This is a genomic window from Paenibacillus sp. FSL R5-0928, from assembly GCF_037970385.1.
GTDB lineage: Bacteria > Bacillota > Bacilli > Paenibacillales > Paenibacillaceae > Paenibacillus_AQ > Paenibacillus_AQ odorifer.
This window is the reverse complement of the sequence record NZ_CP150225.1, coordinates 4,079,882-4,106,858: the sequence shown is the minus strand read 5'-3', so window position 1 is coordinate 4,106,858 and position 26,977 is coordinate 4,079,882. Positions and strand designations below refer to the sequence as shown.

The window sequence follows — 26,977 nt, the reverse complement described above, 5'->3', positions numbered from 1 at the left end:
AGTCAGGAGATAACGAAAGTCATGAGTGAGACAACATCATCCAAACCGATGTATGAAAAAATATTTGATGAAGTGAAGCAGCTTATCCTTAATAAATCCTATGGACAAGGGGAACGGGTTCCCTCTGAGAAAGAACTGGCTGAAGCCTATAATGTTAGTCGGATTACGAGTAAAAAAGCTCTGGAAATGCTCGCCGCGGAACAATTAATTGTGAGAAAACCGGGGAGAGGTTCATTTGTGGCTGATCCAGCAGTCGATTACATGGAATCAGCAATATCTCCGGGGACGGTCTCCGACGGAACTGTTTTCAATTCCTTTAACCATGAGGAAAAGACGATCGGTCTGGTTATTACCGACTTTGGCAACAGCTATGGCACAGGCTTGATTTATGGCATGGAGCAGGCTTCACGTGATAATGATTGTTTTCTGGTTTTAAGAAGAACCTTTGGGGTCCCGGAGAACGAAGAGAAGTCTATTCAGAAGTTGCTCAGCTTAGGTGTAGATGGTCTGATCATTTTTCCGGCTCAAGGCGAATTTTTTAATGCTGAGATTCTAAAATTGGTGATAGGGCGCTTCCCGCTAGTTCTGGTAGATCGCCATTTAAAAGGAGTGGCAGCAGCATCGATCAGTACTGATAATATGCAGGCTGCACTCAAAGGTACGGAGTATTTATTTGATCTCGGGCATACTCACATCTCCTTTCTCTCTCCACCTCCAGCGGATACCACAGCTCTTGAAGAGCGGGTAGAAGGATTTATTCAAGCGCATGCGGAGCGGGGGATAGCTGTAGACAAGGGATTGTGGGTCAGCGATTTGACCTCAACACTACCGGATTCCTTCAACGATGAGAATATTGAACATGACATTTCACGGCTTATTTCTCATTTGCAAAAGAATCCAACAATAACAGCGCTTTTTGCTGTGGAATATAATATTGCGCTGCTGGCTAGAACTGCGGTCCAACGACTTGGGCTACGGATTCCAGAAGATATTTCGATCATTTGCTTTGATAGTCCGCCAACTCCACTCGGTTCGGGTTATGCATTTACCCATTTACGGCAAAATGAAGAAGAGATGGGGCGACTCGCAGTAGAAAATGTATTGCGAATTATGAACGGGCAAAGTGTGTCCAATAAGATAATGCTGGAAGCTGAGTTGATTTCTGGTGAATCAACAAGCTCTGCTAAACAATCCATCTCTAAATAGAAATTTGGGTTATTATCCAAATTAAACATATATTAGTTGTTATGAAAACCTATCTTTATGGATGGGTTTTTTTATTTATTTTAGAAATATATTTATCTTTATAGATGTATTGATATATTATTATAATAAATAAACATATTGACATACCAATTACATGACAATATACTAATCAATGAAAGCGCTTCAAAGCTCAAAAGAAAAAGGGGGTATTATAACTGAAAGCAACTAGAGAAATACCCGAGTCGATGCAAAAACTGGCATCTAGCGTAAAAGCACAGCTGAGTGATCGTCCGAAATTAGCCGACATGTTCGAGAAATGTATGGCTAACACCTGGAACACAACCTTAAAACGAATGCCAAACGGAAGCACTTTTGTTATTACCGGGGATATTCCAGCGATGTGGCTACGGGATTCCGCCGCACAGGTCAGACCTTTCCTAATCCTTGCCTCCGAAGATGAAGAAATTGCAGACATGATTGAGGGACTTGTACGTAGACAATTTACTTACATCCAGCTTGATCCTTATGCTAACGCATTCAATGAAGAAGAAAGTGGGCATGGTCACCAAGAGGATCTGACAGAGATGAGCCCGGGAGTCTGGGAAAGAAAATATGAAATTGATTCGTTATGTTATCCAATCCAACTGAGTTATCTGCTCTGGAAGAATTCGGGTCGCACAAGTCAGTTTAATGAGTCATTTGTAACGGGCATAGAAAGAATCATAACATTATGGACTACCGAACAGAACCATGAGCGCGATTCAAAATATCTTTTTCAACGGATGAACTGTCCGCCCACGGATACGTTAGCTCGAGAAGGCAAAGGGACGTTGACGGCTTATACCGGAATGACTTGGTCTGGATTTCGTCCTAGTGACGATGCCTGTGAATATGGGTATTTGGTTCCAGCCAATATGTTCGCGGTGGTTGTTTTACGATATGTGTGTGAAATTGCCCGTGAGATTTTAGGTGATCAGGAGCTGGAAAAGAAAGCTAGAAAACTATCTGACCAGCTCAATAAGGGAATAAGTGAGTATGGAATTGTAGAACATCCAGAGTTTGGGACGGTCTATGCCTATGAAGTAGATGGTCTGGGACAGGTGAATATTATGGATGATGCAAATGTACCGAGTCTTCTCTCCATCCCTTATTTGGGTTATGTGACTGCTGATGATCCTATCTATAAAAATACCCGTGAACTTATTTTAAGTAGCACTAATCCCTATTTTTTCGCTGGAAAAGCGGCTGCTGGCATTGGAAGTCCGCATACGTCAAATCGGTACATCTGGCCCATAGCTTTAGCGATGCAGGGAATGACATCTACCCGCTTTGAGGAACAGGAAGCCTTACTTCAGCTGCTGGAGAAGACGGATGCTGGAACTGGATTTATGCATGAAGGGTTTCATGTGGATAATCCTGATGAATTTACACGTCCATGGTTCTCTTGGGCAAACATGATGTTCTGTGAGCTTGTACTCATGCGCTGTGGTAGGCAAATTAAGCGCGGTTGAGACCAACAAGGTTTTTATAATCGACTCTAAAGGGGATAGAGAACATGAAAAAATGGCTGGTTACCTCAATTGTTTTGGTAATGACTACTGCTCTTGCTGCGGGCTGCGGTGGTAATAACGGATCTGCGGACAAAGAGACCGGAAACACAAGCAAAGCTGGGAGCAGTACCGGGAAAAAGACAGAGCTTACCTTCTGGGGAGATTGGGGCGGTGAGGGGCAGAAGCAATTCGAGACCATGGTGGATGCTTTTAATAAATCGCAGGAAAAAATTCACGTAAAATATGTGCTGCAACAGGATATGATTACGAAATTCCTAACTTCTGCGACCAATGGCGGCACTCCTGATGTACTGTTTTGGGACCGTTGGAGAACTTCGCTGTATGCCCCGAAAAATGTACTGCATCCGGTGGATGAATACTTAACGCGTGACGGCATTTCCGAAGATGATTTCTACAGTGAATCCCTACGGGAGCTTTCATACGATGACAAATTATATGGGCTGCCGCTTACAGTAGATGCACGTGCTCTTTTCTATAATAAGAAGCTGCTCGCAGAGGCAGGACTTCAGCCTCCAACAACTTGGGATGAGCTAGAGGCAGCGGCTACGAAGCTAACGAAATGGAATGGCAATAAACTGGAGACTGCAGGTTTTTCTATGGGAGATTTGGGACTTTTTAATATGTATCTCCAACAGGCTGGCGGCACCATGCTTACAGAAGATGGAAAGACCAATTTTAATAATGAGCAGGGCAAGCAAGTGCTTGAGTTCTGGGATCGTCTGATGAACAAGGATAAGGTATATAAAGTAGGGTTCGAACTTGGACTTGGTGAAGGGCAAGATGCTTTTGTCACAGGTAAAGTGGCTATGCTGTATTCCGGTCCGTGGATGCTCAGCACCTATAACAAATATGGTAAAGATCTGGATTATGGAATCGTTCCTCCTCCGGCCGGACCAAATGGTGATAAAGGCAGTGTCATGGGTGGATTTGGTCTAGTGATTCCAGAAGGCTCCAAACATAAAGAAGAGGCATGGGAGTTCATCAAATGGTGGACAGCGAACAAGGATAACGCGTTGCTCTGGGCTAAGACGAGTCTAAATCTGCCGGGTTATAAGCCATCGATGGAAGATCCATTTTTCAAGGATGATCCAAAGTGGCAGCCGTTTCTGGAAACGCTGGAGTTCGCTAAGGTTCGTCCGAACCACCCTGGTTATTCCGTGATGGAGACTGATGCTTTGGCCCCTAATTTGCAGCTTAACCAGCAAAACAAGATGAGCATTGATGAGACCTTAAAGAAATCACAAGAAGAGGGCGACAAAATGCTGAAGGATAATGAAGTAGTGAAGTAATAAGTAAGACATTTGAAGTGAAGGGAGGTTTCGCCTCCCTTTTGCTTAGGAGGGGGTAGCTGAAATGGCTTCCATCAGAAAGCTAGAGAAACATCAGGCGCGGACGGCTTATCTGTTTATTACACCCACGGTATTGCTGTTTACAGTTTTCACGGTCATCCCCGTGGTAATGGCGCTATATTTAAGCTTTACCAACTACGATGTACTTAGTAGAAACGATTGGATCGGTTTTGATAACTATCGCCGTTTGATAGAGGACAGTTTGTTATGGAAAACATTCCGAAATGTATTTCTGTATTCCATCATTTTCGTTCCATTTAATATTCTGATTTCGCTTCTCCTCGGGATTCTACTTAGTCGATCCTGGCGTGGGGTAAAGTTGTTCCGCACACTGAATTATCTGCCTACCCTTACATCCGCTGTTGCTGCAGCTACGGTATGGATCTGGCTTTTGCATCCTGAATTTGGTTTGGTTAACGGATTGTTGTCTTATGTTGGGATTACAGGTCCGGCTTGGTTATCCGAGACACGAACGGCGATGTTGTCCATTATTATGCTTACCCTCTGGCAGTCAGTAGGTTCTAATATGATTATCTACTTGGCAGGTCTGCAAGGCGTGCCTGACTATTTGTACGAATCTGCACGGCTGGACGGTGCTAATAAGCTGGCTTGTTTCCGGTTTATTACTTGGCCGCAGCTGCGACCAACGACCTTTCTTGTCAGTACGATGTCAATCATTGGTGCGTTGCAGTTGTTCGACCAAGCTTTTGTGCTGACGCAGGGTGGTCCGGCGAATATGACAAAGACCCCGGTTTATCTGATCTATCAGCAGGGCTTTAATCAATTGCAAATGGGGTATGCGTCTGCACAAGCATTTGTGCTTGCTGTGGCGATTCTCATATTCTCACTTATAAACATGCGGATCACAAAGGCGGAGGAGTCCATTGTATAAGCCGGGCTTGCCATGCAGAAGGGGGATAGAGGTATGGATACTAGCGGAAGTTCGTTATTAAAAAGAAGCTTAAGTAAAACTATCTATTATATAGTGTGCATTGTTATTGCCATCGTAATGTTTCTACCTTTTTATTGGAGTGTTCTTACATCCTTGAAGCCTGACGAAGAGATATTCGCCATGCCCATCCGGTGGTTTCCTTCACATTTGACCTTAGAACACTATCGTAAGGCATTTACTACGGTTCCGTTTGCGCTCTATTTCTGGAATTCGCTTGTACTTGCAGTAGCGGGTGTACTGGCGAATCTGTTCTTTGGTTCCATCAGTGGATACGCGTTTGCAAAGTTGAATTTTAAGCTCAATAAGCCAATATTCCGCGTGCTGCTTGCGGCGATGATGATACCAGGCATTGTGACGATGATCCCCACGGTTTATGTTATGCGCCATATTCCTCTTTTTGGAGGCAATGATATTTTTGGTAGCGGGGGTAACGGGCTGATGAACTCATTCTGGGGGATTATTCTTCCGGGCGCTTCAGGAACCTTTGCTGTGTTCTTTATGCGGCAATTCTTTCTCACCTTGCCTAGTGACATGATGGAAATGGCCCGGATCGAAGGCTGTGGAGAGTTTAAAATATTTTGGCGGATTTATTTGCCGTTGACTAAACCAGCGTTGGCTACTTTAAGTATCTTTACCTTCCAAGCGGGCTGGAACAGTTTCTTATGGCCGATGATTGTGCTGAATGATCCCAACAAAGCAACGATTCAAATGGGACTTCAAGCTTTTTCTTATAATTTTCAAACAGACTACGGTCCAATGATGGCTGGTGCGCTAGTAGCAATCTTGCCGATATTGGTGTTGTTTTTAGCGCTTCAGCGTTATTTTGTACAGGGAATAGCCTTTAGTGGTATTAAGGGTTAATGCAACAAAAATCGAACCAGGGAGAGAGTCTATATGAACCAATTGGAGATAGGGATTTGGGAGGCACGGGCGAATCAAGCACAAGCTGCGCTGGATTCATTCTTCTGGAATGAAGCGATCAAAATGTACAATATAGAAACACCTTGTCCAAATGGAGAATGCAACACGATTTTTCATTATTGGTGGATGGCTCATGCTGTGGATGTATTGGTAGATGGACTACAGCGGACTAGAGAGAACTGGTATGCCGAAAGGCTTTCCGCACTTCATGAAGGTCTGCTTCAGCGAAATGGTGGAGTATGGCCAAACGAGTTGTATGATGATATGGAATGGATGGCTCTCGCGTGGCTTCGTGCATATCAAGCAACAGGAGTGGAAGGTTATAAAGATACAGCCCTTCTTTTATGGAATGACATTCAGACAGGCTGGAACGAGCATATGGGCGGTGGGATTGCTTGGCAGAAGTCACAGTTGGATTATAAAAATACACCAGCCAACGCACCGGCAGCTATACTTGGGGCACGCTTGTATCAAGCTTTTGGTGAAGCTAGCAATCTTGAATGGGCGTTAAAAATATACAGATGGCAAAAAGAGCATCTGGTAGATCCGGCAACGGGTTTTGTATGGGATGGCATGAATCGCACTGGCAATGGCCAGATCGATAAGGATTGGAAATACTCCTACAATCAAGGCGTCTTCATTGGCGCAGCAGTTGAACTGTACCGTATTACTAAAGAGCAAGAATATTTAGAGGATGCTCACCTAACCTTTGCCGCCGCAGCCCATGAACTTGCTGACTCTCAGGGAGGTGTGCTGCCAGATGAAGGGAATGGTGATGCGGGACTGTTTAAAGGGATCCTGATTCGCTATACAGCTGAATGGGTTAAAGCTGATTCTGCAGCAGTTGATGCTGTTGATTTCCTGCGTGCGAATGCAGAATGTCTCTGGGAACAAGGAAAGTCAGAGGACACAGTGTTGTTTGGCACAGATTGGACTTCGTCCACTGCTGGTGTAATTCAGCTCAGCTCCCAGCTTAGTGCGATCAAGCTGCTGGAGAAGATGGCTGAATTAACTAAGGAACAGGTTTGAGGTGAGTTCTTAATGACACAAGCAAAGGAAGCCATAGAAGGGGTCAGTTGGCAGGAAAAGTCCGAGTGGTTCCAACAATGTCTACTACGTAATTATTATAATGCTGAGACTGGGATCATGAACCAATGGTATCCCAGAGAGTACAACGTTGCGGGGGAAAACTTTTATTATTGGTGGCAGGCTCATGTCATTGATATTTTAGTAGATGGTTATGAGCGTAGTGGAGATCCTGTGTATTCCTTGAGAATTAAGGAGCTAAGTCAAAGTCTGCAAGCTTATAACGGGGGGACTTTCAGGCATAATTACTATGATGATATGGAATGGACAGCATTGGCGTTGCTGCGTGCTTATCGGGTTACAGGACATGAAGCCTATTTAAGTGCTGTGATTGATCTATGGGAGGATATTAAGACGGCTTGGAATGAACAGTTGGGTGGAGGTCTGGCGTGGAAGAAGGATCAGCTCGATTATAAAAACACTCCTGCCAATGCACCTGCCGTTATCCTTGCAGCCCGGTTATATGAACTTTTTCATAAGCAAGAGGATCTGGAGTGGGCATTCCGTATCTATGAATGGAACAAGACATATTTAGTGGATTCTGCGACTGGTTTTGTGTGGGATGGGATGAATAGACGCGGGGATGGCCAGATCGATTACGATTGGGAGTTTACGTACTGTCAGGGAGTGTTTCTAGGCGCTGGCCTAGAGCTTTACAAGAATACGGGTAATGTTCATTACTTAGAAGATGCGAATCGAACGGCTAATACTTGTATTGATCGGTTATGTGATCCGGTTAATCTGATACTGCCTGATGAAGGCATTGATGATACGGGTTTGTTCAAGGGTATTCTGATTCGTTATTTGGTTCAGCTCTGTAAAGAATCTCCTGAAAATATCCGTATTCGCGAGGTCGTATTGGCCAATGCAATGCAGTTATGGGAAAAAGGTCTGGATAAACAACTGGGTCTGTGCAGTTCATCGTGGGAAGTGAAACCGGAGCTTCCGGTTCAGCTGAGCATTCAACTCAGCGGCTTGATGCTGCTGGAGGGTGCGGCGGCACTGGCGAACGAGTAGCATATAAAATATAAAGACACCTCAAGAGAGGTGTCTTTTTGTTGTTTGAATAACTATCTACAATTAGAAGATTCGATGCTTCCAGCCATTTAATTTAGCGATAGCCTCAATATAATAGTAGTCTCCATAGATCAGGGATACATCAATGAAGGAATCGCCACTGCCAGTTCCGTGCAATAAAATCGCTTCATGCTCCGGCTGCTCCCAGGTTGCGTAATTTTCAGTCAGTGAGCGCAGAATTCGCTCCGCTGCATTTGCATATAGACTTTTTTCGCCTAATGGTACGATATCTGCAAGCTCTAATAATCCTGAAGCGGCTATAGAGGCTGCGGAGCTATCTCGGAACATCCGTGTGTCATCCTCTAGGCGGAAATCCCAAAAAGGGACTTGATCCTCGGGTAAAGCAGAGATGAAATAATGTGCGATCCGTTTAGCAGTGTTCAGGAAACGTTCATCTCCAGTGTGGCGATAAGTATTGATGAAGCCGTACAGTCCCCAAGCCGTTCCACGGCTCCAAGAGGATTCAGCCGAGTAGCCTTGACCGCCAAAATTCTCAATATAAGCACCTGTCTCTGCATCAAAAGAAATAATATGTTTGGTGGATCCATCCTCACGTATGCCATATTGCATCGTCGTCTCGGCGTGGTTAATTGCAATATGCTTATAGCGGGGATCACCTGTCACTTTGCTGGCCCAGAACAGCAGGGAGATATTTAACATACAGTCGATAATTACCCAGCCGTATTTATCTTCATTCCATGCGCGGATGAATTTGCCTACAGGATTATAGCGGGCAGCGAGGAAATTCGCCGCTTCAATTCCTCTGCGCAGGGCATCTTCGTCACCTGTAATTGTATGTTTGATTACAGCTGTCGGTAGGAATTGGAATCCCACATCGTGATGCATCTCAACCGTTGGTTTAATAAACCATTCCTCCAAGGTACCGTCCCAATGCCAAGCGGCCTCCTTGTAAAGGTCTTTTCCGGTCATATCATGCATGATCCAGAGGAGTCCAGGCCAGAACCCTGTAGTCCACCAGTCTGAACCGATATCATCAAATTTGCCATCTTTTCCGGCGAAATGCGGGCACTTATCACCGATCTGCTCTATCATACGTTCTACTTTTGTATCGAGTCTACCCATGATCTCTTGCCAATAAGGGTTTGTCATTGTTACTGCCTCCAGTGTATTTAGGATGTTATGAGTATAGCTTTCTAAAGTTCAGGAAAGTTGTGTTTTGATATAAGGAAATGTTTGATTATTGTCATGTTGTAACAGGCTTTTAATCTATAACTGACAAAATACAAACATTTCTGCATAACACAATAAAACTTTATCGGTGTTAGAAGCGATACAATCTAAATGAACAGGAGGATGGTAAAGTGGATGATTTACAAGTATATAAAGCACATAAAGATTTCCCGGGACGTGAGGATTATAAGGTCAGAGTACGGCAGCCTGAAGGAGAATGGCATAGCTTGTTTATTTACGAGGTTAAGGTAGATATGCATGAGGTACGTCCTGCATCCATGGCTTATTTTGATCTGGAAGGTACAGTAGAAGTTGAAGTCACCTGTCTTTATACGGAGATTGATTGTGTGAACATTGCTCCGGCTTCGCGAGAGGTCACTTACGAACATCATGGAAATACCATTTTGTTTAAGCTAACGGGTCCGCAAAAGTTATCGATTGAGATCAACGGTGATATTTTTCGGAATCTGCATTTATTTGCTAACCCTAAGGAGAAGGATGCCCCTCAACCAGAGGATGCTAATGTCCTAGTAGTCCAACCGGGTATACACCGGAAACCTGATCTTTTACGTCTGCTGGAAAATGCCGCTGCTGATCCTCGTGAAAAGAGGAAGGTGCTTTATTTCGCTCCGGGCACACATTATATAGAAGAAACAGTATTGCCGGTCCCTTCGGAAACCACGGTGTATCTTGCCGGAGGTTCTGTGCTTGTAGGTTCCTTGGTATGCGAGGGAGTTCATGATGTATCCATTCGTGGTCGCGGTGTAATTTATCTTGCGGATTTTCATCGATTCTCGGCCTTTCGAGGGATACGAATTGTTTTTTCACGATCTATAAATGTGGAAGGTATTACCGTGATTGATCCGCCACATTATAGCATTTTCATCGGGCAGTCTGAGCAGATTGTGATTGATAATTTCAAATCGTTTAGCACTCGCGGTTGGTCTGATGGCATTGATATCATGTCTAGTTCTGAGATTAGAATCCGGGATGTTTTTATGCGTAATTCTGATGATTGTATTGCTATCTATGGCTCAAGATGGGATTTTTATGGGGATACCCGCAATATTAGCGTTCATGATTCTATTCTGTGGGCGGATGTTGCTCATCCATTGATGATTGGCACTCATGGTGACCATGAACGGAATGGTGACGTAATTGAGTCTATTGTTTTTGCGAATATTGATATCTTGAATCATCACGAACCGCAAGAGAATTATTGGGGGGCACTGGCGATTAATGCCGGGGATCGAAATAAGGTGTGTAATGTTCTATATGAAAATATACGTGTGGAACGTATTGAGCAGGGGCAGCTAATTGATGTGCGAGTGGTCTATAATAAGGACTACAATCCAGAGCCGGGGACAAGCATCCGGGACATTACATTTCGAGACATCAGCTATAGCGGGAGGGCGAACCCATCACGAATTTATGGATATGACGAAGAGAGAGCTGTTGAAAATGTGACCTTTGTCAATTTAAGGATCAATGGTGAACTGATGGACGCCCCCCGCCCAGAGCTGATGGATATTAATCATTTTGCTAAAAATATACTCTTCGTTACTGAAAAAAATACGGTTGTGTAGATTAGATCTAATTACTTTTTCTATATTTTAATGGAGTCGTCCCTAGGACTCTTTTGAACAGTTGATTGAAATAAGAGGCATTTGGAAAACCAACAGTGATTCCGATTTGCTCCACAGGCAGGTCTGTCGTTCCTAACAAGCGGCAGGCCTGTTTGATCCGGCGGGCAGTCAGATAATCAACAAGCCTTCCTCCGGTTTCCTGATGAAAGATTCTGGAGATATAGGATTTGGACAAGTGAATCTCCTCAGCCAACTGATCCAGATTAACCTCCTCATGATAATGCTCTTCGATAAAACTCATGATTTTCTCAGAATAGCGCAAAGTTCGCCGTTCTCCTGATTGGAATACATGCTGATCTTCAGTTCCTATACTGCTCAATAATTGAAGAATTAACAGTGAAATGTCTTCGGTATCCTCAGTCAGACTGACTTTTTTATTGTGATTATAATGCTCCAGAATCCACTCCACAGACTCAACGTGGTCCTTAAGATCAAAGGCACAATGTGTATTTTTTCCTTGCCAAAGCGCTGTGAATAAAGCCTTTCTTTTCGCAAAACCCTCCAGCAGGTGCTCAGCAACATGTGGATCAATGTAGAAGATGGTTCGTTCAAAAGGACACTCGGGAGAAACCTCAGAATAGATCCGGTGCAGCTGATAGGGCTGGAAAAAGAATAACATTCCCCTGCGAATATCGTACATCTGCTGATTCACAACAACGTTTCCCTGTCCGCCATACACGAACATGACTTCGCAGCATTGATGCCAGTGATAATAACCTTTGTAATAGTCGTCGGTATATATTTTATAATCCCAAATCAAGGTCTTGTGTTCTTCAAAAACAACAGGTTCGAACAGCTGCTTCATAGGCCCTCCAAGATGACAAAATATAAACATTTTCTTATATCCCATTATAACTTTAATTATTATGAAAGCGATACAATAAATACGTTAAACTATGAAAAATCCGGTAGTGGAGGGTAACATTATGACGCGAAAAATTGTTAATCCGGTGTTGGCAGGTTTTCATCCAGATCCGTCTTTTATTAGAGTAGGGGATGATTATTATATCGCAACATCTACTTTTGAATGGTTTCCAGGTGTAGAAATCCATCATTCCAAGGATCTAGTCCATTGGCATTCCATTTCACGTGTTCTGACAGAAGCCTCACAAGTAGATCTGCGTGGTAACGTAAGTTCTGGTTCCATTTGGGCACCAGCGCTTTCTTATGATCAAGGCGTGTTCTATCTGCTATTTACAGATGTGAAATCTCGCAAAAGTGTATATAAAGATCTGCATAACTATTTAATTACAGCGACTGATATCATGGGTCCGTGGAGTGAGCCGGTTAGACTTAATGGCAGCGGGTTTGATCCATTTTTGTTCCATGATCTGGACGGGACCAAATGGCTGCTTAATATGCGTTGGGATTTCCGTAAAAATCACAATAACTTCTCTGGCATCATTATGCAGGAATATGACCCGGAGACTGGCAAATTAACGGGACCTATCCATGAAATTTATAAAGGGACACCTATCGGAGTGACCGAAGGTCCGCAATTGTACCAGAAGGATGGGTACTATTACTTACTGACAGCTGAAGGGGGCACCGGCATCAACCATATGGTTACCTTAGCTAGAAGCCGAAGCCTCACAGGTCCTTATGAGACTGATCCGGATTTCCCGATTATGACCACGGCGCATGATCTGACCTACCCGTTTCAGCAAGCAGGTCATGGATCGCTCGTAGAGACTCAGAATGGGGACTGGTACATGGCACATTTATGCACACGTCCGATTCCGGGAACGTCAACGATGAATCCGTTAGGCCGGGAAACTGCTATTCAACGCTGTGAATGGACAGAGGATGGCTGGTTGCGATTGGCTCACGGAGGGAAGCTGCCTGCATTGGAGACAATGGCTCCTGAACTGCCTATATTCACTTTTGAGGAGCTGCCAAACAGAGATGATTTTGATGGAGAGGTTCTTGGATTTCCATACCAAAGCTTGCGTGTGCCCTTTGATGAATCTTGGGTTAGCTTGAAGGAACGCCCAGGGTTTCTTCGTCTGCGCGGTAGAGAGTCGTTAGCTTCACTGCATGATCAGAGCTTAATTGCCCGGCCGATTCAACATTTTGAATGCTCAGCTACAACCTGTCTGGAATTCGAGCCGGATAGCTTCCTGCAAATGGCTGGACTAGTCCTCTATTATGATGACAGTGATTACTATTATTTGCGTGTTACCGCAGATGAGATCCGTGGAACTAGTTTGGGCGTTGTGCTGTGTAGAGGTGGCAAATACGATGAGATTTCCTCTATGCAGCTATCTGTGAAGAATTGGGATCGTTATTATCTAAAGGCGGAAATTCATGGACGTGATCTGTTGTTTTATGCCTCTCCAGATGGGGTGAATTGGACAGCTGTCTGTACTCCCTTAGATTTTGGCACGCTTTCGGATGAATATGGCGGTAAGCTCGGCTTTACCGGTTCCTATGTCGGGGTATGTGCTCAGGATTTGGATCAGCAAGCGAAGCCGGCTTATTTTGGCTATTTTGAATATAAAGCTTTATAGGTGTTCAAAAAAACCATAACATTCTTCATATTCTATTTTAGGATAAAATGTTAATTTTTACTTATCTTACATAGAAAGGGATGTTTGTGATTTTGAAAAAGACTTATAAAGTCGTATTAACCTGCACACTCTTGCTGAATCTGGCCCTGTCCTCTGCTGCAATGGCCGCACCCATCGACGTCGACGTGAGTAATTTGAAAGAAGTCCAAACTTCTGGACCGGAAAAGGCATGGGTTGGAGAATGGAAAGGCGACGATACGATTATTGTGGACACACAAGGAAATGTTACTACTGTTGGAGAACTCAAAGAGTCTTCAAGCTTTGTGCCCCCAGCAGATGACAACCTTATAAATAATGAATTGTTGGCACCGGAGCTAATAACACCTACTTTTGAACCTGATTCTCCGCAAGCAACCCTATCTTCCGCTTATGGTCATGCATGGCCGTATACAGCCGAAAATAGCTATGGAATTAACTGTTATGGTTATGCCTTAAGATTTCCAGGGGCAATCAACCCTGGTGATGGAGACGGGGTCTCAAATGTCAGAGATCCTGCCTATTTTACTAATGTGTATTATACTGCTGGTCTTGTGGTTCAAGATGGCAATACGAATCCTTTATATTTTAAGCCGGGTTGGCGGATTCTTCCGGGCCGAACTGCAGCGATTAATTCCGATGAACATCGTATTGCACTTAGAGTGGGGTGGATCGACTCAAATGGGAATGGTAAAGTCGATATTCCTGAGGATAACGTTGATTACCACTTCATGCTTCAAAATAGCTCAGGTTTATGGTCAGAGAAACATGGACATCAACCTTCTCAAAACACAGCAATTTCAGATCCTAGCAATTTCGTCTGGAGCAATGGCTCTCATTATGGTTTTTACAATAGCGTGACCGTTTATATTGCTGCAAAAATATTTTAGAATTTCATAAACATTACGTATGGAATAGCGATAGTCTTTTTTTGAAGATTATGGCTATTCTTTTTTAGTTTCGAATTGTTTATGGGATTATGTATACACTTTTTAACTTTGGTATGATACAATTAAATTGTACACAAATTAAATAAAGGTGGTTATTTTGATGGTATGGGTAGCTAATATTATGGTCGGTGTTGTTGCGTTAATACATATCTATATTGTTTATTTAGAAATGTTCGCTTGGTCAAAGCCAAAAGGGCTTCGAGTCTTTGGAATGACACAGGAAGTTGCGGATGCTTCTAAAACTCTGGCCGCGAATCAAGGGTTATACAATGGATTTTTGGCGGCAGGTTTAATTTGGGGATTGGTTCATCCGAATGTAAATTTCGGCCATCAAATTGAAATCTTCTTCTTGGCAACAGTTATTGTGGCGGCATTATATGGCGGACTGACGGTGAAAAAGTCTATTTTGTTTATGCAAGGTCTTCCAGCCTTAGTTGCATTAATCCTCGTGGTTTCGATTTAAGATAACTTAGAAGTAATGGACTTTAGTAGGGTTTCTACTCGCATACATGCGTGGTGGAGCCCTTTTTTGCGTAAGATCAAGAAATTATTGGGAAAGGATATGCGCTGGTTTAAATGCAGAAATTATGAATAGGTGTACTAAAGAAACAGCAAAGAAGTGGTAGATTAATATGTTTTAGGTAAAGGTGCGGCCTTTAGATAAGATGAAAGGGGGACTTTAGCAAACCTATTGCATGCTTGTGTGGGCTGAAAGAGTAGACGAAATGGCGTTTAATCTGAAAGTTCTAGACTTTAAAAGTAAAACCTTATCATAAAAAAGAGCTGCTTCCCAGCAGGGATCACCTGTCGGGAAACAGCTCTTTTTATGTGCTGGTTAAATGAGGATCTTATTTAATAGATGCTGTATAAATCGCTTCTACAGATTTGGAGAGGAGCGCGTTAAACTCTTCTTCTGATTGTCCAGCGCTTAGTCCCTGCGATAACGCACGTGAGAAGCTGGCAATCAGCCCTTGATTATGGGCGAGCTTATCGTTTGCTTCTGCTTGTGTGTAACCGCCTGATAAAGCGACAATTCGCAAAACGTGAGGATCATCCATTAATTCGCGGTAGAAATTATTCTCCGTTGGAATGGAGAGCTTAAGCATGACCTTCACGTCTTTGCCCAGCGTAGACAATTGGGCCGATAGTTCTTCTTTTAGCAGCTTCTCTGAAGCTGTTTTATCAGCAGTGTGGATATCAACTTCCGGTTCGATAATAGGAACGAGTCCCGCTGCTAAAATCTGCTTGCCGATTTCAAACTGCTGTTCTACCACCTTTTTTATACCGGCAGGGTTAGCCTCTTTAATCACCGAGCGCATTTTTGTACCGAAGATGTTACGTTCGTTGGCCCGCTTCAGAAGATCATTCAAGCCGGGAATAGGCTTCATTAGTTGTACTCCGTCCTCAGGGTCGGCAAGCCCTTTATCGATTTTCAGGAAAGGCACAATACCTTTTTTCTCCCATAGAAAATCGGCAGTATATTGACCGTCTATAGAACGATCCATTGTGTTCTCAAATAAGATTGCACCCAGTATATGCTTAGAATCAAATGCAGGGCTCTTGATAATGCGCGTTCTCATCTCGTGAACCAACCCATACATTTGATCTTCATTAGAGTAACTGTCCTCTGCAACACCATATTGCAGCAGCGCTTTTGGTGTACTGCCACCACTTTGATCCAAGGCAGCTATAAATCCCTGTCCCGTCCGAATTCGTTCCCATTGCTCCATATTCATGAAAATTCTCCTTCCTTTCGTGAACTGAATGAAAATTCTTATGTTCATTAACTATAACACTTAATATACCGGCTCTAAACAAATGGCATTGTAAACTTGGCAGGTAACTAGTTCGTCATGAGTATTTTTTGAATCTGCGATATAAGGACTTCCGGATCTGATTGATCCATGGGGATGACGAGGTATCTACGCGTAATGTCACCTGAGTCCGGATTAGCCAAGATAGACGATACTACATCATCGTTCGGACTGTATTGCAGCTATTTGGTGTTTTTGGAGCATTATTCAGAAGTATCGGACCGCAAAGCTCTTATTGCCAAGTTTTTGCTCCAAAGAAGAGTGGATTTGGTCGAATAGCTGCATCCGAGTCCGATAGCAGGGCAACATGGCCTAAATCTGCGAAATAGCGTCTCCTGAGTCCGGACCGTCGATGGCGAGGACGAGTAGCCTCAGCAGACGATTAAGAATCGACATATAGCGTCATCTGAGTCCGGATTAGCCAAGATAGACGATACTACATCATCGTTCGGACTGTATTGCAGCTATTTGGTGTTTTTGGAGCATTTTTCAGGAGTATCGGACCGCAAAGCTCTTATTGCCAAGTTTTTGCTCCAAAGAGGCGTACATTTGGTCGAATAGCTGCATCTGGGTCCGATAGCATGGCGAAATGGGCTAAATCTGCGAAATAGCGTCTCCTGAGTCCGGACTTTCGATGGCGAGGACGGTAGCCTCAGCAGACGATTAAGATCGACGTATAGCGTCATCTGAGTCCGGACCATACAAGGTGTGGAGATAAAGCCTCGGCAGACGCGTGCGAATCGACGTTTGAGGTCATCTGAGTCCGGACTAGCCAAGATAGACGATAATACACACCGTAACGGACTGTATTGCAGCTATTTAGTGTTATTGGAACATTTTTCAGAAGTTTCGGACCGCATAGCTCTTATTGGCAAGTTCTTGCTCCAAAGAGGCGTACATTTGGTCGAATAGCTGCATCTGAGTCCGATAGTATGGCGAAATGACCAAAATCTGTGAAATAGCGTCTCCTGAGTCCGGACCATACATGGTGTGGAGATAAAGCCTCGGCAGACGCGTGCGAATCGACGTTTGAGGTCAACTAAGTCCGACTAGCCACTATTGACGATAATACACGCCGTAACGGACTGTATTGCAGCTATTTAGTGTTATTGGAACATTTTTCAGAAGTTTCGGACCGCATAGCTCTTATTGCCAAGTTCTTGCTCCAAAGAGGCGTACATTTGGTCGAATAGCTGCATCTGAGTCCGATAGTATGGCGAAATGACCTAAATCTGCGAAATAGCGTCTCCTGAGTCCAAACCATCAATGGCGAGGACATGTAGCCTCCGCAGACGATTAAGCATCGACTTATAATGTCCCTGAGTCCGAACCCATAGTTAGTGTGGGCATACAGCCTCGGTTGATGAGAACGAATCGAAGTTTGAGGCCACCTGAGTCCGTCCCCTCCATGGTGTGGACATGCAGCCAACGCAGACGAGTGAGAATCGACGAATAAGGTCTGTTAGGTCCGATCTCGCAGCAGTCGGAGATGCGGGCAAACATAAATGTTACTCCAAGAAGAAACTAAAGACGCTCTATGCGAACTTTAAAGTGATCCCCCAAAGCGCACACCTAGCAAACTTCAAGACATTCACAGGGTTCACCTAGCAAACCTCAACTCGTTCCCAAAGGTACTCTTTACAATATATTGTCCTCTTGGGAGACTCCAAGTCATTCCGAAATGCTGAGTGAAAATTCCTTCGAAGTATTCTCTGATAATATTCCTCGAAGTAGTCACTTTTTATGCTTAATTCCCAAACTTGGAATCAAATCGCATAGTCTTCTTCGAGTCGCGCCAGACCAATCCAGTCAATTACTTAAAGTTAGTTTGAAACACAGTGGAAGGATGATCACATTTAGGCGACTGGGAATTTTGATTATGTTATAAACAGCTTTGTATGAAGAATTTTAAATCAGAGTGTGTAAAGTTAGAGCACCTAAACCCATGCTGGGAGCGGGTTGTTAACTTGCTCGCGGATTATTTCCTAGTAATTTAATATGAATAATCCAATAAGATAATTGGTGTGACATTAATCATAATTACCAATTTGAAGCTTTGTGAAAATAATAACTTTTCGTAAATGTCGAAATGAGGTTGACGAATAAAAATATCAGTCGTATGATTGATTCTACTGAGTATGCTAGTAATTAAAAGTAAGTTAATAAATAATATATAATAGCAGGAGGAATGAAAGTGGAATCATCAACATTTGTGCTTTTTGGCGCTACAGGAGATTTAGCAAAACGTAAAATCTATCCTGCACTATATAACCTCTTTTTAGATGGTCAAATTTCAGGTCCTCTCTCAGTGATTGGATTAGGAAGAAGAGAAGTTTCAACCGAAGCTTTCCGTAAGCAAGTCCTGCAATCTTTGCAGACATTTTCTAGACAACCGGCAGTAGAATCTCCACAGTTGCAGGTTTTCTTGGAAGCTTTTGAATATAGCGTTCTAGATGTAGGTAATACAGAAGATTATTTTAAGCTACTGGAGCACGTTAAACGTCGTGAGCAATTTTTTAACATTCCGGAGAATCGGATGTTCTATTTATCGGTGGGTCCTGAGTTTTTCAAGGAAATTGCCGCCAATATTCACTCCAGTGGTCTGGGATCGACGAAGGGCTGGAAGCGTCTGATTATTGAGAAGCCTTTTGGTACAGACTTGCAAACAGCAAGAGAGTTAAATGACAGCTTGAATGCCGTATTTGCAGAAGAAGAGATTTTCCGAATTGACCATTTCTTGGGTAAACCAATGGTTCAGAATCTGGAAGTTCTAAAATATTCAAATCCTGTACTTAGAGCACTGTGGAAAAATCGTTATATCGCAAATGTGCAAATTACGGCGAGTGAGATTGTTGGCGTTGAAGAACGGGCAGGCTATTATGATAAAGCTGGGGCACTTCGTGATATGTTCCAGAACCATATGCTGCAATTGCTCATGATGATGGCGATGCAGCTTCCAAAAGGCAGTACACCTGAAGAGATCCGCGGGAAGAAAAGATATGTCATGGAGCGCCTCATTCCGTTAAGTAAAGACGAGGTTAATCAATACGTTGTCCGCGGACAATATGCTGAAGGTGAAATTAAAGGTAAATCTGTTGCAGGATACTTAGATGAACCAGGAATTAGCCAATCCTCACAAAATGAGACGTTTATTGCAGCGCGATTGTTTATAGATGATCCATTGTGGAATGAAGTTCCGTTCTATATCCGTACCGGCAAGAGAATGAAAGAGAAATCAACAAGAATTGTTATAGAATTTAAAGAACCGTTTAATGATAACAATAACAAAAATAAAGGGAATGACGTTCCAAATCTACTCATCATCGAGATCGGTCCAAATGAAGCCATTACGCTTCAGTTGAATACGAAGGATCAGCTGCAAAAAGGGAAACTTGAACCTGTCCTCGCTACTTATGAAGCCGGAACTTCAGACGTACCAGAAGCTTACGAAAATCTGATCTTTGATGCGCTTCGTGGTGACGCCACTTTCTTCGCTCACTGGAAAGAAGTCGAGTTGTCATGGCAATGGGTTACACCAATCCAGGAAGCTATGGAAGAGGGGCTAATGCCACTTCATACCTATGCTTCAGGTTCTTATGGTCCAGATGCGGCTGTGGAGCTTTTGGGTGAAGACCGCTGGTGGTTTGATGATGCAGATCAGGAGTCAGATGTTCTCGACGCTCAAGCAGAAGTTGCAGCAGCGCAGGAATCTATACGGCCAGGGGCTTAAGCCCCTGCCTGTTTTTTTTGCCAATTTAGCTAAAATACATCATAAGAATCTATAAATCGGAGGGAATTTACATGAAAGTAGGATTAGTTGGGTTAGGAAAAATGGGTTTTAATTTGGGTCAAAATTTGCTGGATCATGGACATGAGGTTGTTGCTTTTGATCTGAATGCACCTGCTGTAGAAGAAATGAAAGCTAAAGGCGCTAGTGGAGCAGTTACGCTTCCTGAATTGGTGCAGCAATTGGAAACGCCAAGAATCATTTGGATCATGGTTCCGCATCAGGTCGTTGATTCTGTAATCGCTGAACTCACTCCACAGTTGTCTAAAGGTGATATCGTTATTGAAGCAGGAAACTCGCATTATAAGGAATCGATTCGTCGGTATGAGGAATTGAAGGAGCACGGAATTCACTTTATGGATGCAGGTACCTCTGGTGGTATGGAAGGGGCGCGTAATGGCGCTTGTTACATGGTTGGCGGAGATCCCGAAGCTTGGGAGGTTGTGGAGCCTATTTTCCGTGATACAGCTGTAGAAAGCGGCTTTTTATATGCTGGTAAAGCAGGTAGCGGCCATTTTCTAAAAATGGTGCATAACGGTATCGAATACGGCATGATGGCTGCGATCGGTGAAGGTTTTGAGGTTCTGGAAAAGAGTGAATTTGACTACAACTTTGAGGAAGTAGCTCGGGTGTGGAATCACGGCTCTGTAATCCGTTCGTGGCTGATGGAACTGGTGGAACGTGCCTTCTCGAAAGACGCTAAACTAGATGAGATCAAGGGCATTATGCATTCGTCTGGTGAAGGCAGATGGACGCTTGAAACCGCCTTTGATTTACAAGCGGCGACTCCGGTTATCGCAATGGCGTTATTGATGCGTTACCGTTCCCTTGAGACCGACACATTCACTGGCAAAGTAGTTGCTGCACTGCGTAACGAATTCGGCGGACATGCTGTGGAAACTAAATAAGATTGGCTGACTCTGAATTGAGTGTTTACAAGCTCGAATTTCCCGCAATTTATGTTGCGGAGAAATTTGGGCTTTTTATTTTAAGGGGAATAGATAATGGGAAGTATAGATGGAGTACGAATTTAATTCATTTTACATATTTTAGGGGTAGAAGGGTAAGTTAGGAAGCAAGGGGGAGATTTCATGCAAAGTGGAATTCGTGAGCGACTTCATTTTCTAAATAAATTTCTGCATGCGCCCCGACAATATGGTAGTGTGACTCCCAGTTCACATTGGCTGGCCCAGACGTTGCTTGATCCTGTGCCTTGGAACCAAGTGCATTCTATGGCTGAGTTAGGTGCGGGGACTGGTGCAATCACAAGGTTTATTCCGCGTGGAGAAAAGACCGGTATGAATGTTCTTCTATTTGAAATAGATCCTGATTTTCGCAGTCAATTAAGAGAGGAATTCCCCGGATGTTTCTGCAACAACGATTGTCTCCGGCTGCGTCTTGCGCTTCATAACAGCAGTCTGGAGAAGCTGGATTGTATCGTGAGTAGTTTGTCTTTGATGAATTTCTCGAAGCCAGACCGCAATAGGTTTATGGAACAGATCATTGCTTCTTTAAAAGAAGGAGGGTGGTTTATAACCTATGAATATTTTCCGCGGATGAAAACAGAGTTGAGCCAGCATTTTGAGATCCTACACACGAAGTGGGTGCTGCTGAATTTTCCACCAGCGCTTGTATATATTTGCAGGAAAAAAACCACAACGCAAGTGCAACGCGAAAATCCCAAATCAACAGTCAACGTAGTCTCAATCTCTCAGGTTTATACAAAAAGATAATCATCTCCATAACAACAAATGCCGTCACCCATTACTCATTGGGGAGCGGCATTTTTAATAGGGCGTCGAAGACATTTCTGCTTTATTAATAGAGAATTTCAATATTCTCTTTGTTCAGGCGCTTCAACCAAACCTCAGAAGGCTGGCGGTCTGTGATCAAAAAGTCGATTTGGCCAAGCTCGATCAGCTTCGTAAAGGCGGTCTTATCGAATTTGGTGTGATCGGCCAGGAGTATGACCTTGTTAGCTTGACGTAGCATATATTTCTTGAGCTCGCACTCCGGTTCATTAGAATCTGTGATGCCCCGCTCCATATCTATTCCTTTACAACTGATAACCGCAGTATCCACATTGTATCTTTGAATGGTGTCATGTGCTACAGGACCCACGAGTGACATGGATCGGTAACGTAAAGAACCTCCGGTAGAGATGATATCCATCCCTGAATTCGAGAACTCATGCAAAATATTAATCGAGTTCGTGATAATGGTCAGATTGTTTTTATTGCCAAGCAGTTTTAGAAACTCAAAGGCTGTGGAGCTAGGATCCACCATTAACGTATCTCCATCATTGATTAAATCGAGCGCCTTAAGGGCGATTCCCCGTTTGATATCTGTATTCAGCGCATTGCGTGTAACAAAAGGCAAATCCTCGTTCGTGTGACGATTCAGCATGGCCCCGCCATAGGTTCGGCTTAGAATGCCATCCTTCTCCAGCTTCTCCAAGTCTCTGCGTATCGTCTCTTCTGTAACTTCAAACATCCGGCTTAGATCAGAGACTAATACTCGTTTATCCTGATGAACAAGATCTATTATTTTTTTGCGTCTTTCAGCTGCAAGCATAGGGATCACCTTTCCGAAATCTGTATATTCCTTAATCATAGCTCCAAATATCTGTGTTTTGCAATAAAATCAACGTAGAATCATGTTTGTTTTCCAATAATATTCACAAAACGGATATAAAACAAATAAAAACAACATAAATAATATTTAAAATGTTGACAACAAAGATTCACGGGCATACGATGAAGGAGAAAAGAAGTCCTGTAGTGGTAATTAGATTTGAAAGATACCAGAGCCGGCCCGGTTGCGATTCAGAGGCCAGCCTGAGGCGCTGCAGCCGGAATACTACGGTCTAGCTTGCAGAGCAGTGTGTAAAACTTTGGTGTTGATAAATTAACTTTAGGAGGCTGGTTAAGCAATGAGCACGCATGTGTATTATGTTCCATCGATCAATATTATGGGAAAAGGATGCTTGCAGGAGATTGGTCCATACATCCAAGAGCTTAAATTAAAAAAGGCGCTTGTAGTTACGGACAAATTCCTTATGAAAAGTGGCATTGCTGGTAAATTGCTGGCGGTATTGGACGAAGCGGGGATTGAATATGCCATCTATGATGAAGTGAAACCCAATCCGACCTGTAAAAATGTCCACGATGGCGTAGATTATCTCAAGTCGCAGAATTGTGATTATCTGATTTCCATCGGCGGTGGATCACCACAGGATACTGCCAAAGCCATTGGTATCATTGCCACAAATGGCGGTCATATCAAAGAATATGAAGGTGTACACAAGTCTAAGCATAAATCACTGCCGATTGTCGCCGTAAATACCACTGCTGGTACTTCGGCTGAAGTGACCATTAACTATGTAATCACAGACGAAGATCGCAAAGTGAAGATGGTTATGGTAGATAAAAACAGCCTTGCGACGATTTCAGTCAACGATCCTGAGCTTATGGTTGATAAACCAGCTGCACTTACCGCGGCCACGGGTATGGATGCACTGACTCATGCGATTGAAGCGTTGGTGACGCCAGGAGCTTATCCGGTAACTGATGCTACGGCACTAGCCGCAGTGGAGCTAATTTTTGCTAACCTGGCTCGTACTGTGAAGAATGGCCATGATATCGAAGCGCGTGAACAGATGGTATACGCGATATTCCTTGGCGGATTGGCTTTCAATAATGCGGGGCTTGGTTATGTGCATGCGATGGCGCATCAGCTGGGCGGCGTATACGATCTGCCGCACGGCGTATGTAACGCGATGCTGCTGCCTTTTGTGGAAGAAGAAAATGCCAAATATGTGCCTGAGAAATTCAGATCCATTGCTAAAGCGATTGGACTTAATGTAGAGAACCAAACGGATAAACAATGCGCGGATTTCGTAATTGAGTCGATCAAGGCGTTGTCTAAAGAAGTAGGGATTCCAGCCAAATTATCCGAGCTTGGTGTAGAAGAAGTAGATCTTGATCTTCTGGCTGAAAATTCGATGAAGGATGCTTGTGCACCAGGGAACCCTTTTATTCCTACTAAAGAAGAAGTTATTACACTGTTCAAAAAAATATTATAAATCACCCCTTATCATAGGAGATTGTTTATGAATAATCACATCGCCGTTGACATCGGTGCCTCAAGTGGGCGATTGGTGCGCGGAATATTGCAAGAAGGTATTCTTTCCTTAGAAGAGCTTCATCGCTTTAGCAATAGCTTTACGGAACAAGAGGGTTCCTGTTTCTGGGACATTGATTATTTAGTAGAGCAGATTATGATCGGGCTTCAGAAGGCTAAAACCGATGGAATTACTACCTGTACGCTCGGTATTGATACATGGGGTGTAGATTATGTGCTGGTAGATGCGGACGGGAATCGTGTTCAGGAAGTATATGCCTACCGGGACCGCAGAACGGATCTGGCTGTGGATCTGGTGGCAAAGCAGCTTTCACCACAAACCGTCTATGAAAAGACAGGAATCCAGCAGTTATCCATCAATACCTTGAATCAGTTATATGTTCATAATGAAGAAGAGTTAGCGCAAGCGGATCAAATTTTACTTGTACCAGATTATCTATATTACCGACTGACTGGCCGCAAGATCAATGAGGTTACTATTGCATCTACAACACAGCTGTTGAATCTGGAAAGCCGGGATTTTGACGATGACCTATTAGAATTCTTGAATATCAGGAAAGATCAATTTTCAAAATTAACTGAGCCTGGTGTAGTGGTTGGTCCTCTTGACGAAGCTTTAATCCAACAATATGACCTGCCAGAATGCCAACTGATCTGTGTGGCTTCCCATGATACGGCCTCAGCAGTGCTAGGTGCTCCACTTCAAGAAGGCTCAGCTTATATCAGCAGTGGAACTTGGTCTTTACTCGGTGTAGAAAGAACGGAGCCTCTAAATTCTCTACAAGCCATGCAGGCCAACTACACCAATGAGTGGGGAGCCTACGGAACTTATAGATTCCTCAAAAATGTAATGGGCTTATGGCTTATTCAAGAGGTTCGCAGATTACTGAACAATTGTTATAGTTTTGCGGAGCTTGCAGAGCTTGCGCAGGGAGAAGAGGGGTTTCGTAGCCTCATCCCTTGTAATGCACCAAGGTTTCTAAATCCATCCAACATGATAGAAGAAATCCGCAGTGCCTGTATGGAGAGTGGGCAGCCCGTTCCGGAGACACCTGGACAGTTAGCACGTTGTGTTTTTGACAGCTTGGCGTTATCCTATCTAACTTATTTGGAAGAGTTGGAGGAGCTGACAGAAGGTCGGATCGAGGGATTGCAAATTGTCGGCGGCGGGGCGAACAACCGGCTTTTATGCCAACTAACAGCTGACGTTATTGGCAGGGAAGTAAAGGCTGGACCAACGGAAGCGACTGCTCTAGGAAATATAGTAGTGCAGATGATTAGCACAGATTCCATTGCAGACATAACTGAGGCAAGAGCTATTATCGAACAATCTTTTGAAATAACATCATACATTCCGCAGCCGATCAAGCATTTTGATAACATTCTAAATCGCTGGAGAAGCCTTCATCTGTCCAGAGTGAATGAGCTTATCTAAGCGAAACAGACATTGCACTATTTTAGGAGGATAAACAGCATGGATCAGAGCATTATCACTAGCTATAACGAAGCCAAAAAACTATACGCCGCCCACGGTATTGATGTGGATAAAGTGCTGGAGCGACTCGCGCAAATTAAAATTTCCATACATTGCTGGCAGGGTGATGATGTAAAAGGTTTTCTTTTTAAGGAAAAAGAACTAAGCGGGGGCATTGCGGTAACGGGAAGTTATCCGGGCCGGGCGGGTACACCAGATGAACTACGTCAAGATTTAGAAAAGTCGTTATCTCTTATTCCTGGTAAACATAAGGTTAACCTGCATGCTATTTACGCAGATACAGATGAACCTGTAGATTTGGATGAACTAGAGCCACGACATTTTCAATCCTGGGTGGATTGGGCGAAGGAGCAGGGCTTAGGGCTTGATTTTAACCCTACTTGTTTCTCACATCCGAAAGCAGCCGATGGATTCACTCTCAGTCATTCGGACGCGGAGATTCGGGATTTCTGGATCAGACACTGTAAAGCTTCACGTACGATCGCTGAGCATTTTGGGCGGGAGCTGGGTCAGCCTTGTGTGACGAATTTTTGGATTCCAGACGGTTATAAAGATACGCCAGTAGATCGGCTAGCTCCAAGAGTACGTTTAAAAGAGTCGCTGGATGAGATTTTTAGTCAGGAAATAGATCCGCTTTATAATATGGATGCCTTGGAAAGTAAATTGTTTGGAATTGGCTCTGAAAGTTATGTGGTTGGCTCTCATGAATTCTATATGGGTTATGGTTTAACAAATGGAAAAGCAATCTGTCTGGATGCGGGACATTTTCATCCTACAGAAGTGATTTCGAATAAATTATCTTCGATTCTGATGTTCAGTGAGCAGCTGCTGCTGCATGTTAGCAGACCTGTCCGCTGGGACAGTGACCATGTGGTAACGATGGATGATGAGCTGCTGGAAATCGCCCGTGAATTAGTTCGTGGGGACTTACTTCCTCGTACGAATATTGGATTGGATTTCTTTGATGGCAGTATCAATCATCTCGCGGCATGGGTCATTGGCACCCGCAACACTATTAAGGCGTTGCTGCGTGCGATGCTGGAACCCGTGGAAGAACTTAAGCAAATCGAGCAGTCCGGGGATTATACTTCACGTCTTGCTCTGGTAGAAGAGTTCAAATCGTATCCGTTTGGAGCGGTCTGGGATTACTACTGTGCATCACAAGGTACACCGGTGCGTGAGCAATGGCTTACTGAAGTCAAAAATTATGAACAGGACGTTTTGTCTTTAAGATAAAAGTGGA

At 43.6% G+C, this 26,977-nt stretch carries 22 protein-coding genes; 18 read left to right on the top strand and 4 right to left on the bottom strand.

Translation table 11 applies throughout. From position 1 onward, the window contains the following. Positions 1-21 precede the first annotated feature (21 nt). The 7 genes from MKZ16_RS18425 to MKZ16_RS18395 all read left to right on the top strand — a co-directional run bounded on the left by MKZ16_RS18425 (position 22) and on the right by MKZ16_RS18395 (position 8,102). Entirely contained in the window at positions 22-1,206 is a 1,185-nt protein-coding gene (locus MKZ16_RS18425) for a GntR family transcriptional regulator (RefSeq protein WP_036688093.1), read from the top strand. 245 nt (positions 1,207-1,451) lie between these two features. Further along, positions 1,452-2,717 carry a glycoside hydrolase family 125 protein gene (locus MKZ16_RS18420; protein WP_076106474.1) on the top strand — a complete coding sequence of 422 codons (1,266 nt, stop codon included), beginning with the start codon at positions 1,452-1,454 and terminating at the stop codon, positions 2,715-2,717. 44 nt (positions 2,718-2,761) lie between these two features. After that, positions 2,762-4,066: an ABC transporter substrate-binding protein gene (locus tag MKZ16_RS18415; RefSeq protein WP_076100072.1), complete on the top strand. Its 1,305-nt coding sequence runs from the start codon at positions 2,762-2,764 to the stop codon at positions 4,064-4,066. 64 nt (positions 4,067-4,130) lie between these two features. After that, complete coding sequence (locus MKZ16_RS18410; RefSeq protein ID WP_036688088.1) at positions 4,131-5,018, top strand: sugar ABC transporter permease; 888 nt, start codon at positions 4,131-4,133, stop codon at positions 5,016-5,018. Positions 5,019-5,051: 33 nt separating this feature from the next. After that, positions 5,052-5,939: a carbohydrate ABC transporter permease gene (locus MKZ16_RS18405; RefSeq protein ID WP_038571680.1), complete on the top strand. Its 888-nt coding sequence runs from the start codon at positions 5,052-5,054 to the stop codon at positions 5,937-5,939. A 33-nt stretch (positions 5,940-5,972) separates the two neighbouring features. Next, the gene (locus MKZ16_RS18400) at positions 5,973-7,028 is read left to right on the top strand and encodes a glycoside hydrolase family 76 protein (RefSeq protein WP_076106476.1); all 1,056 of its coding nucleotides are present in this window, start codon (positions 5,973-5,975) and stop codon (positions 7,026-7,028) included. A gap of 12 nt (positions 7,029-7,040) precedes the next feature. Next, complete coding sequence (locus MKZ16_RS18395; RefSeq protein WP_076106477.1) at positions 7,041-8,102, top strand: glycoside hydrolase family 76 protein; 1,062 nt, start codon at positions 7,041-7,043, stop codon at positions 8,100-8,102. A 63-nt stretch (positions 8,103-8,165) separates the two neighbouring features. On the opposite strand, the gene MKZ16_RS18390 is transcribed toward MKZ16_RS18395, so the two are convergent. After that, entirely contained in the window at positions 8,166-9,272 is a 1,107-nt protein-coding gene (locus MKZ16_RS18390) for a glycoside hydrolase family 88 protein (RefSeq protein WP_051491557.1), read from the bottom strand. Positions 9,273-9,484: 212 nt separating this feature from the next. Between MKZ16_RS18390 and MKZ16_RS18385 the strand changes: the two genes are divergently transcribed. Next, entirely contained in the window at positions 9,485-10,939 is a 1,455-nt protein-coding gene (locus MKZ16_RS18385; protein ID WP_076106479.1) for a glycosyl hydrolase family 28 protein, read from the top strand. Positions 10,940-10,946: 7 nt separating this feature from the next. On the opposite strand, the gene MKZ16_RS18380 is transcribed toward MKZ16_RS18385, so the two are convergent. Further along, the gene (locus tag MKZ16_RS18380; RefSeq protein WP_051491556.1) at positions 10,947-11,804 is read right to left on the bottom strand and encodes an AraC family transcriptional regulator; all 858 of its coding nucleotides are present in this window, start codon (positions 11,802-11,804) and stop codon (positions 10,947-10,949) included. 121 nt (positions 11,805-11,925) lie between these two features. Here MKZ16_RS18380 and MKZ16_RS18375 point away from each other — a divergent pair, with 121 nt between their 5' ends. From MKZ16_RS18375 to MKZ16_RS18365, 3 genes are all read left to right on the top strand, one after another. Then, the gene (locus tag MKZ16_RS18375) at positions 11,926-13,509 is read left to right on the top strand and encodes a glycoside hydrolase family 43 protein (RefSeq protein ID WP_076106480.1); all 1,584 of its coding nucleotides are present in this window, start codon (positions 11,926-11,928) and stop codon (positions 13,507-13,509) included. A gap of 92 nt (positions 13,510-13,601) precedes the next feature. Beyond that, a complete protein-coding gene (locus MKZ16_RS18370) occupies positions 13,602-14,435 on the top strand; it encodes a hypothetical protein (protein ID WP_036688074.1) in 834 nt (277 codons plus the stop codon). Between the two features lie 160 nt (positions 14,436-14,595). Next, positions 14,596-14,958: a DUF1304 domain-containing protein gene (locus tag MKZ16_RS18365; protein ID WP_036688073.1), complete on the top strand. Its 363-nt coding sequence runs from the start codon at positions 14,596-14,598 to the stop codon at positions 14,956-14,958. 385 nt (positions 14,959-15,343) lie between these two features. On the opposite strand, the gene MKZ16_RS18360 is transcribed toward MKZ16_RS18365, so the two are convergent. Beyond that, entirely contained in the window at positions 15,344-16,231 is an 888-nt protein-coding gene (locus MKZ16_RS18360) for a fructose bisphosphate aldolase (RefSeq protein ID WP_036688071.1), read from the bottom strand. A gap of 195 nt (positions 16,232-16,426) precedes the next feature. On the opposite strand from MKZ16_RS18360, the gene MKZ16_RS18355 reads away from it, so the two are divergent. The 4 genes from MKZ16_RS18355 (at position 16,427) to MKZ16_RS18340 (ending at position 21,829) form a co-directional block, all read left to right on the top strand. Then, positions 16,427-16,588 carry a hypothetical protein gene (locus MKZ16_RS18355; RefSeq protein ID WP_155288140.1) on the top strand — a complete coding sequence of 54 codons (162 nt, stop codon included), beginning with the start codon at positions 16,427-16,429 and terminating at the stop codon, positions 16,586-16,588. Positions 16,589-18,503: 1,915 nt separating this feature from the next. Further along, the gene (gene zwf, locus MKZ16_RS18350; RefSeq protein WP_076103972.1) at positions 18,504-20,039 is read left to right on the top strand and encodes a glucose-6-phosphate dehydrogenase; all 1,536 of its coding nucleotides are present in this window, start codon (positions 18,504-18,506) and stop codon (positions 20,037-20,039) included. A 71-nt stretch (positions 20,040-20,110) separates the two neighbouring features. Then, a complete protein-coding gene (gene gnd / locus MKZ16_RS18345) occupies positions 20,111-21,004 on the top strand; it encodes a phosphogluconate dehydrogenase (NAD(+)-dependent, decarboxylating) (protein ID WP_036688068.1) in 894 nt (297 codons plus the stop codon). 183 nt (positions 21,005-21,187) lie between these two features. Further along, positions 21,188-21,829 (top strand): methyltransferase, encoded by a 642-nt coding sequence (locus MKZ16_RS18340; protein ID WP_076103971.1) that lies wholly within the window; start codon positions 21,188-21,190, stop codon positions 21,827-21,829. A gap of 85 nt (positions 21,830-21,914) precedes the next feature. Here MKZ16_RS18340 and MKZ16_RS18335 read toward each other — a convergent pair whose 3' ends face one another. Then, the gene (locus MKZ16_RS18335) at positions 21,915-22,670 is read right to left on the bottom strand and encodes a DeoR/GlpR family DNA-binding transcription regulator (RefSeq protein WP_038574551.1); all 756 of its coding nucleotides are present in this window, start codon (positions 22,668-22,670) and stop codon (positions 21,915-21,917) included. 358 nt (positions 22,671-23,028) lie between these two features. Between MKZ16_RS18335 and MKZ16_RS18330 the strand changes: the two genes are divergently transcribed. Genes MKZ16_RS18330 through rhaA form a run of 3 tightly spaced genes read left to right on the top strand, consistent with a single transcriptional unit; the run spans position 23,029 to position 26,970 of the window. Continuing rightward, positions 23,029-24,180, top strand: coding sequence for an iron-containing alcohol dehydrogenase (locus MKZ16_RS18330; RefSeq protein ID WP_036688067.1), 1,152 nt, complete (start codon positions 23,029-23,031; stop codon positions 24,178-24,180). A gap of 27 nt (positions 24,181-24,207) precedes the next feature. Further along, entirely contained in the window at positions 24,208-25,674 is a 1,467-nt protein-coding gene (gene rhaB / locus MKZ16_RS18325) for a rhamnulokinase (RefSeq protein ID WP_076100060.1), read from the top strand. A 39-nt stretch (positions 25,675-25,713) separates the two neighbouring features. Then, entirely contained in the window at positions 25,714-26,970 is a 1,257-nt protein-coding gene (gene rhaA / locus MKZ16_RS18320) for an L-rhamnose isomerase (RefSeq protein ID WP_036688063.1), read from the top strand. The last annotated feature ends 7 nt before the right edge of the window (positions 26,971-26,977 follow it).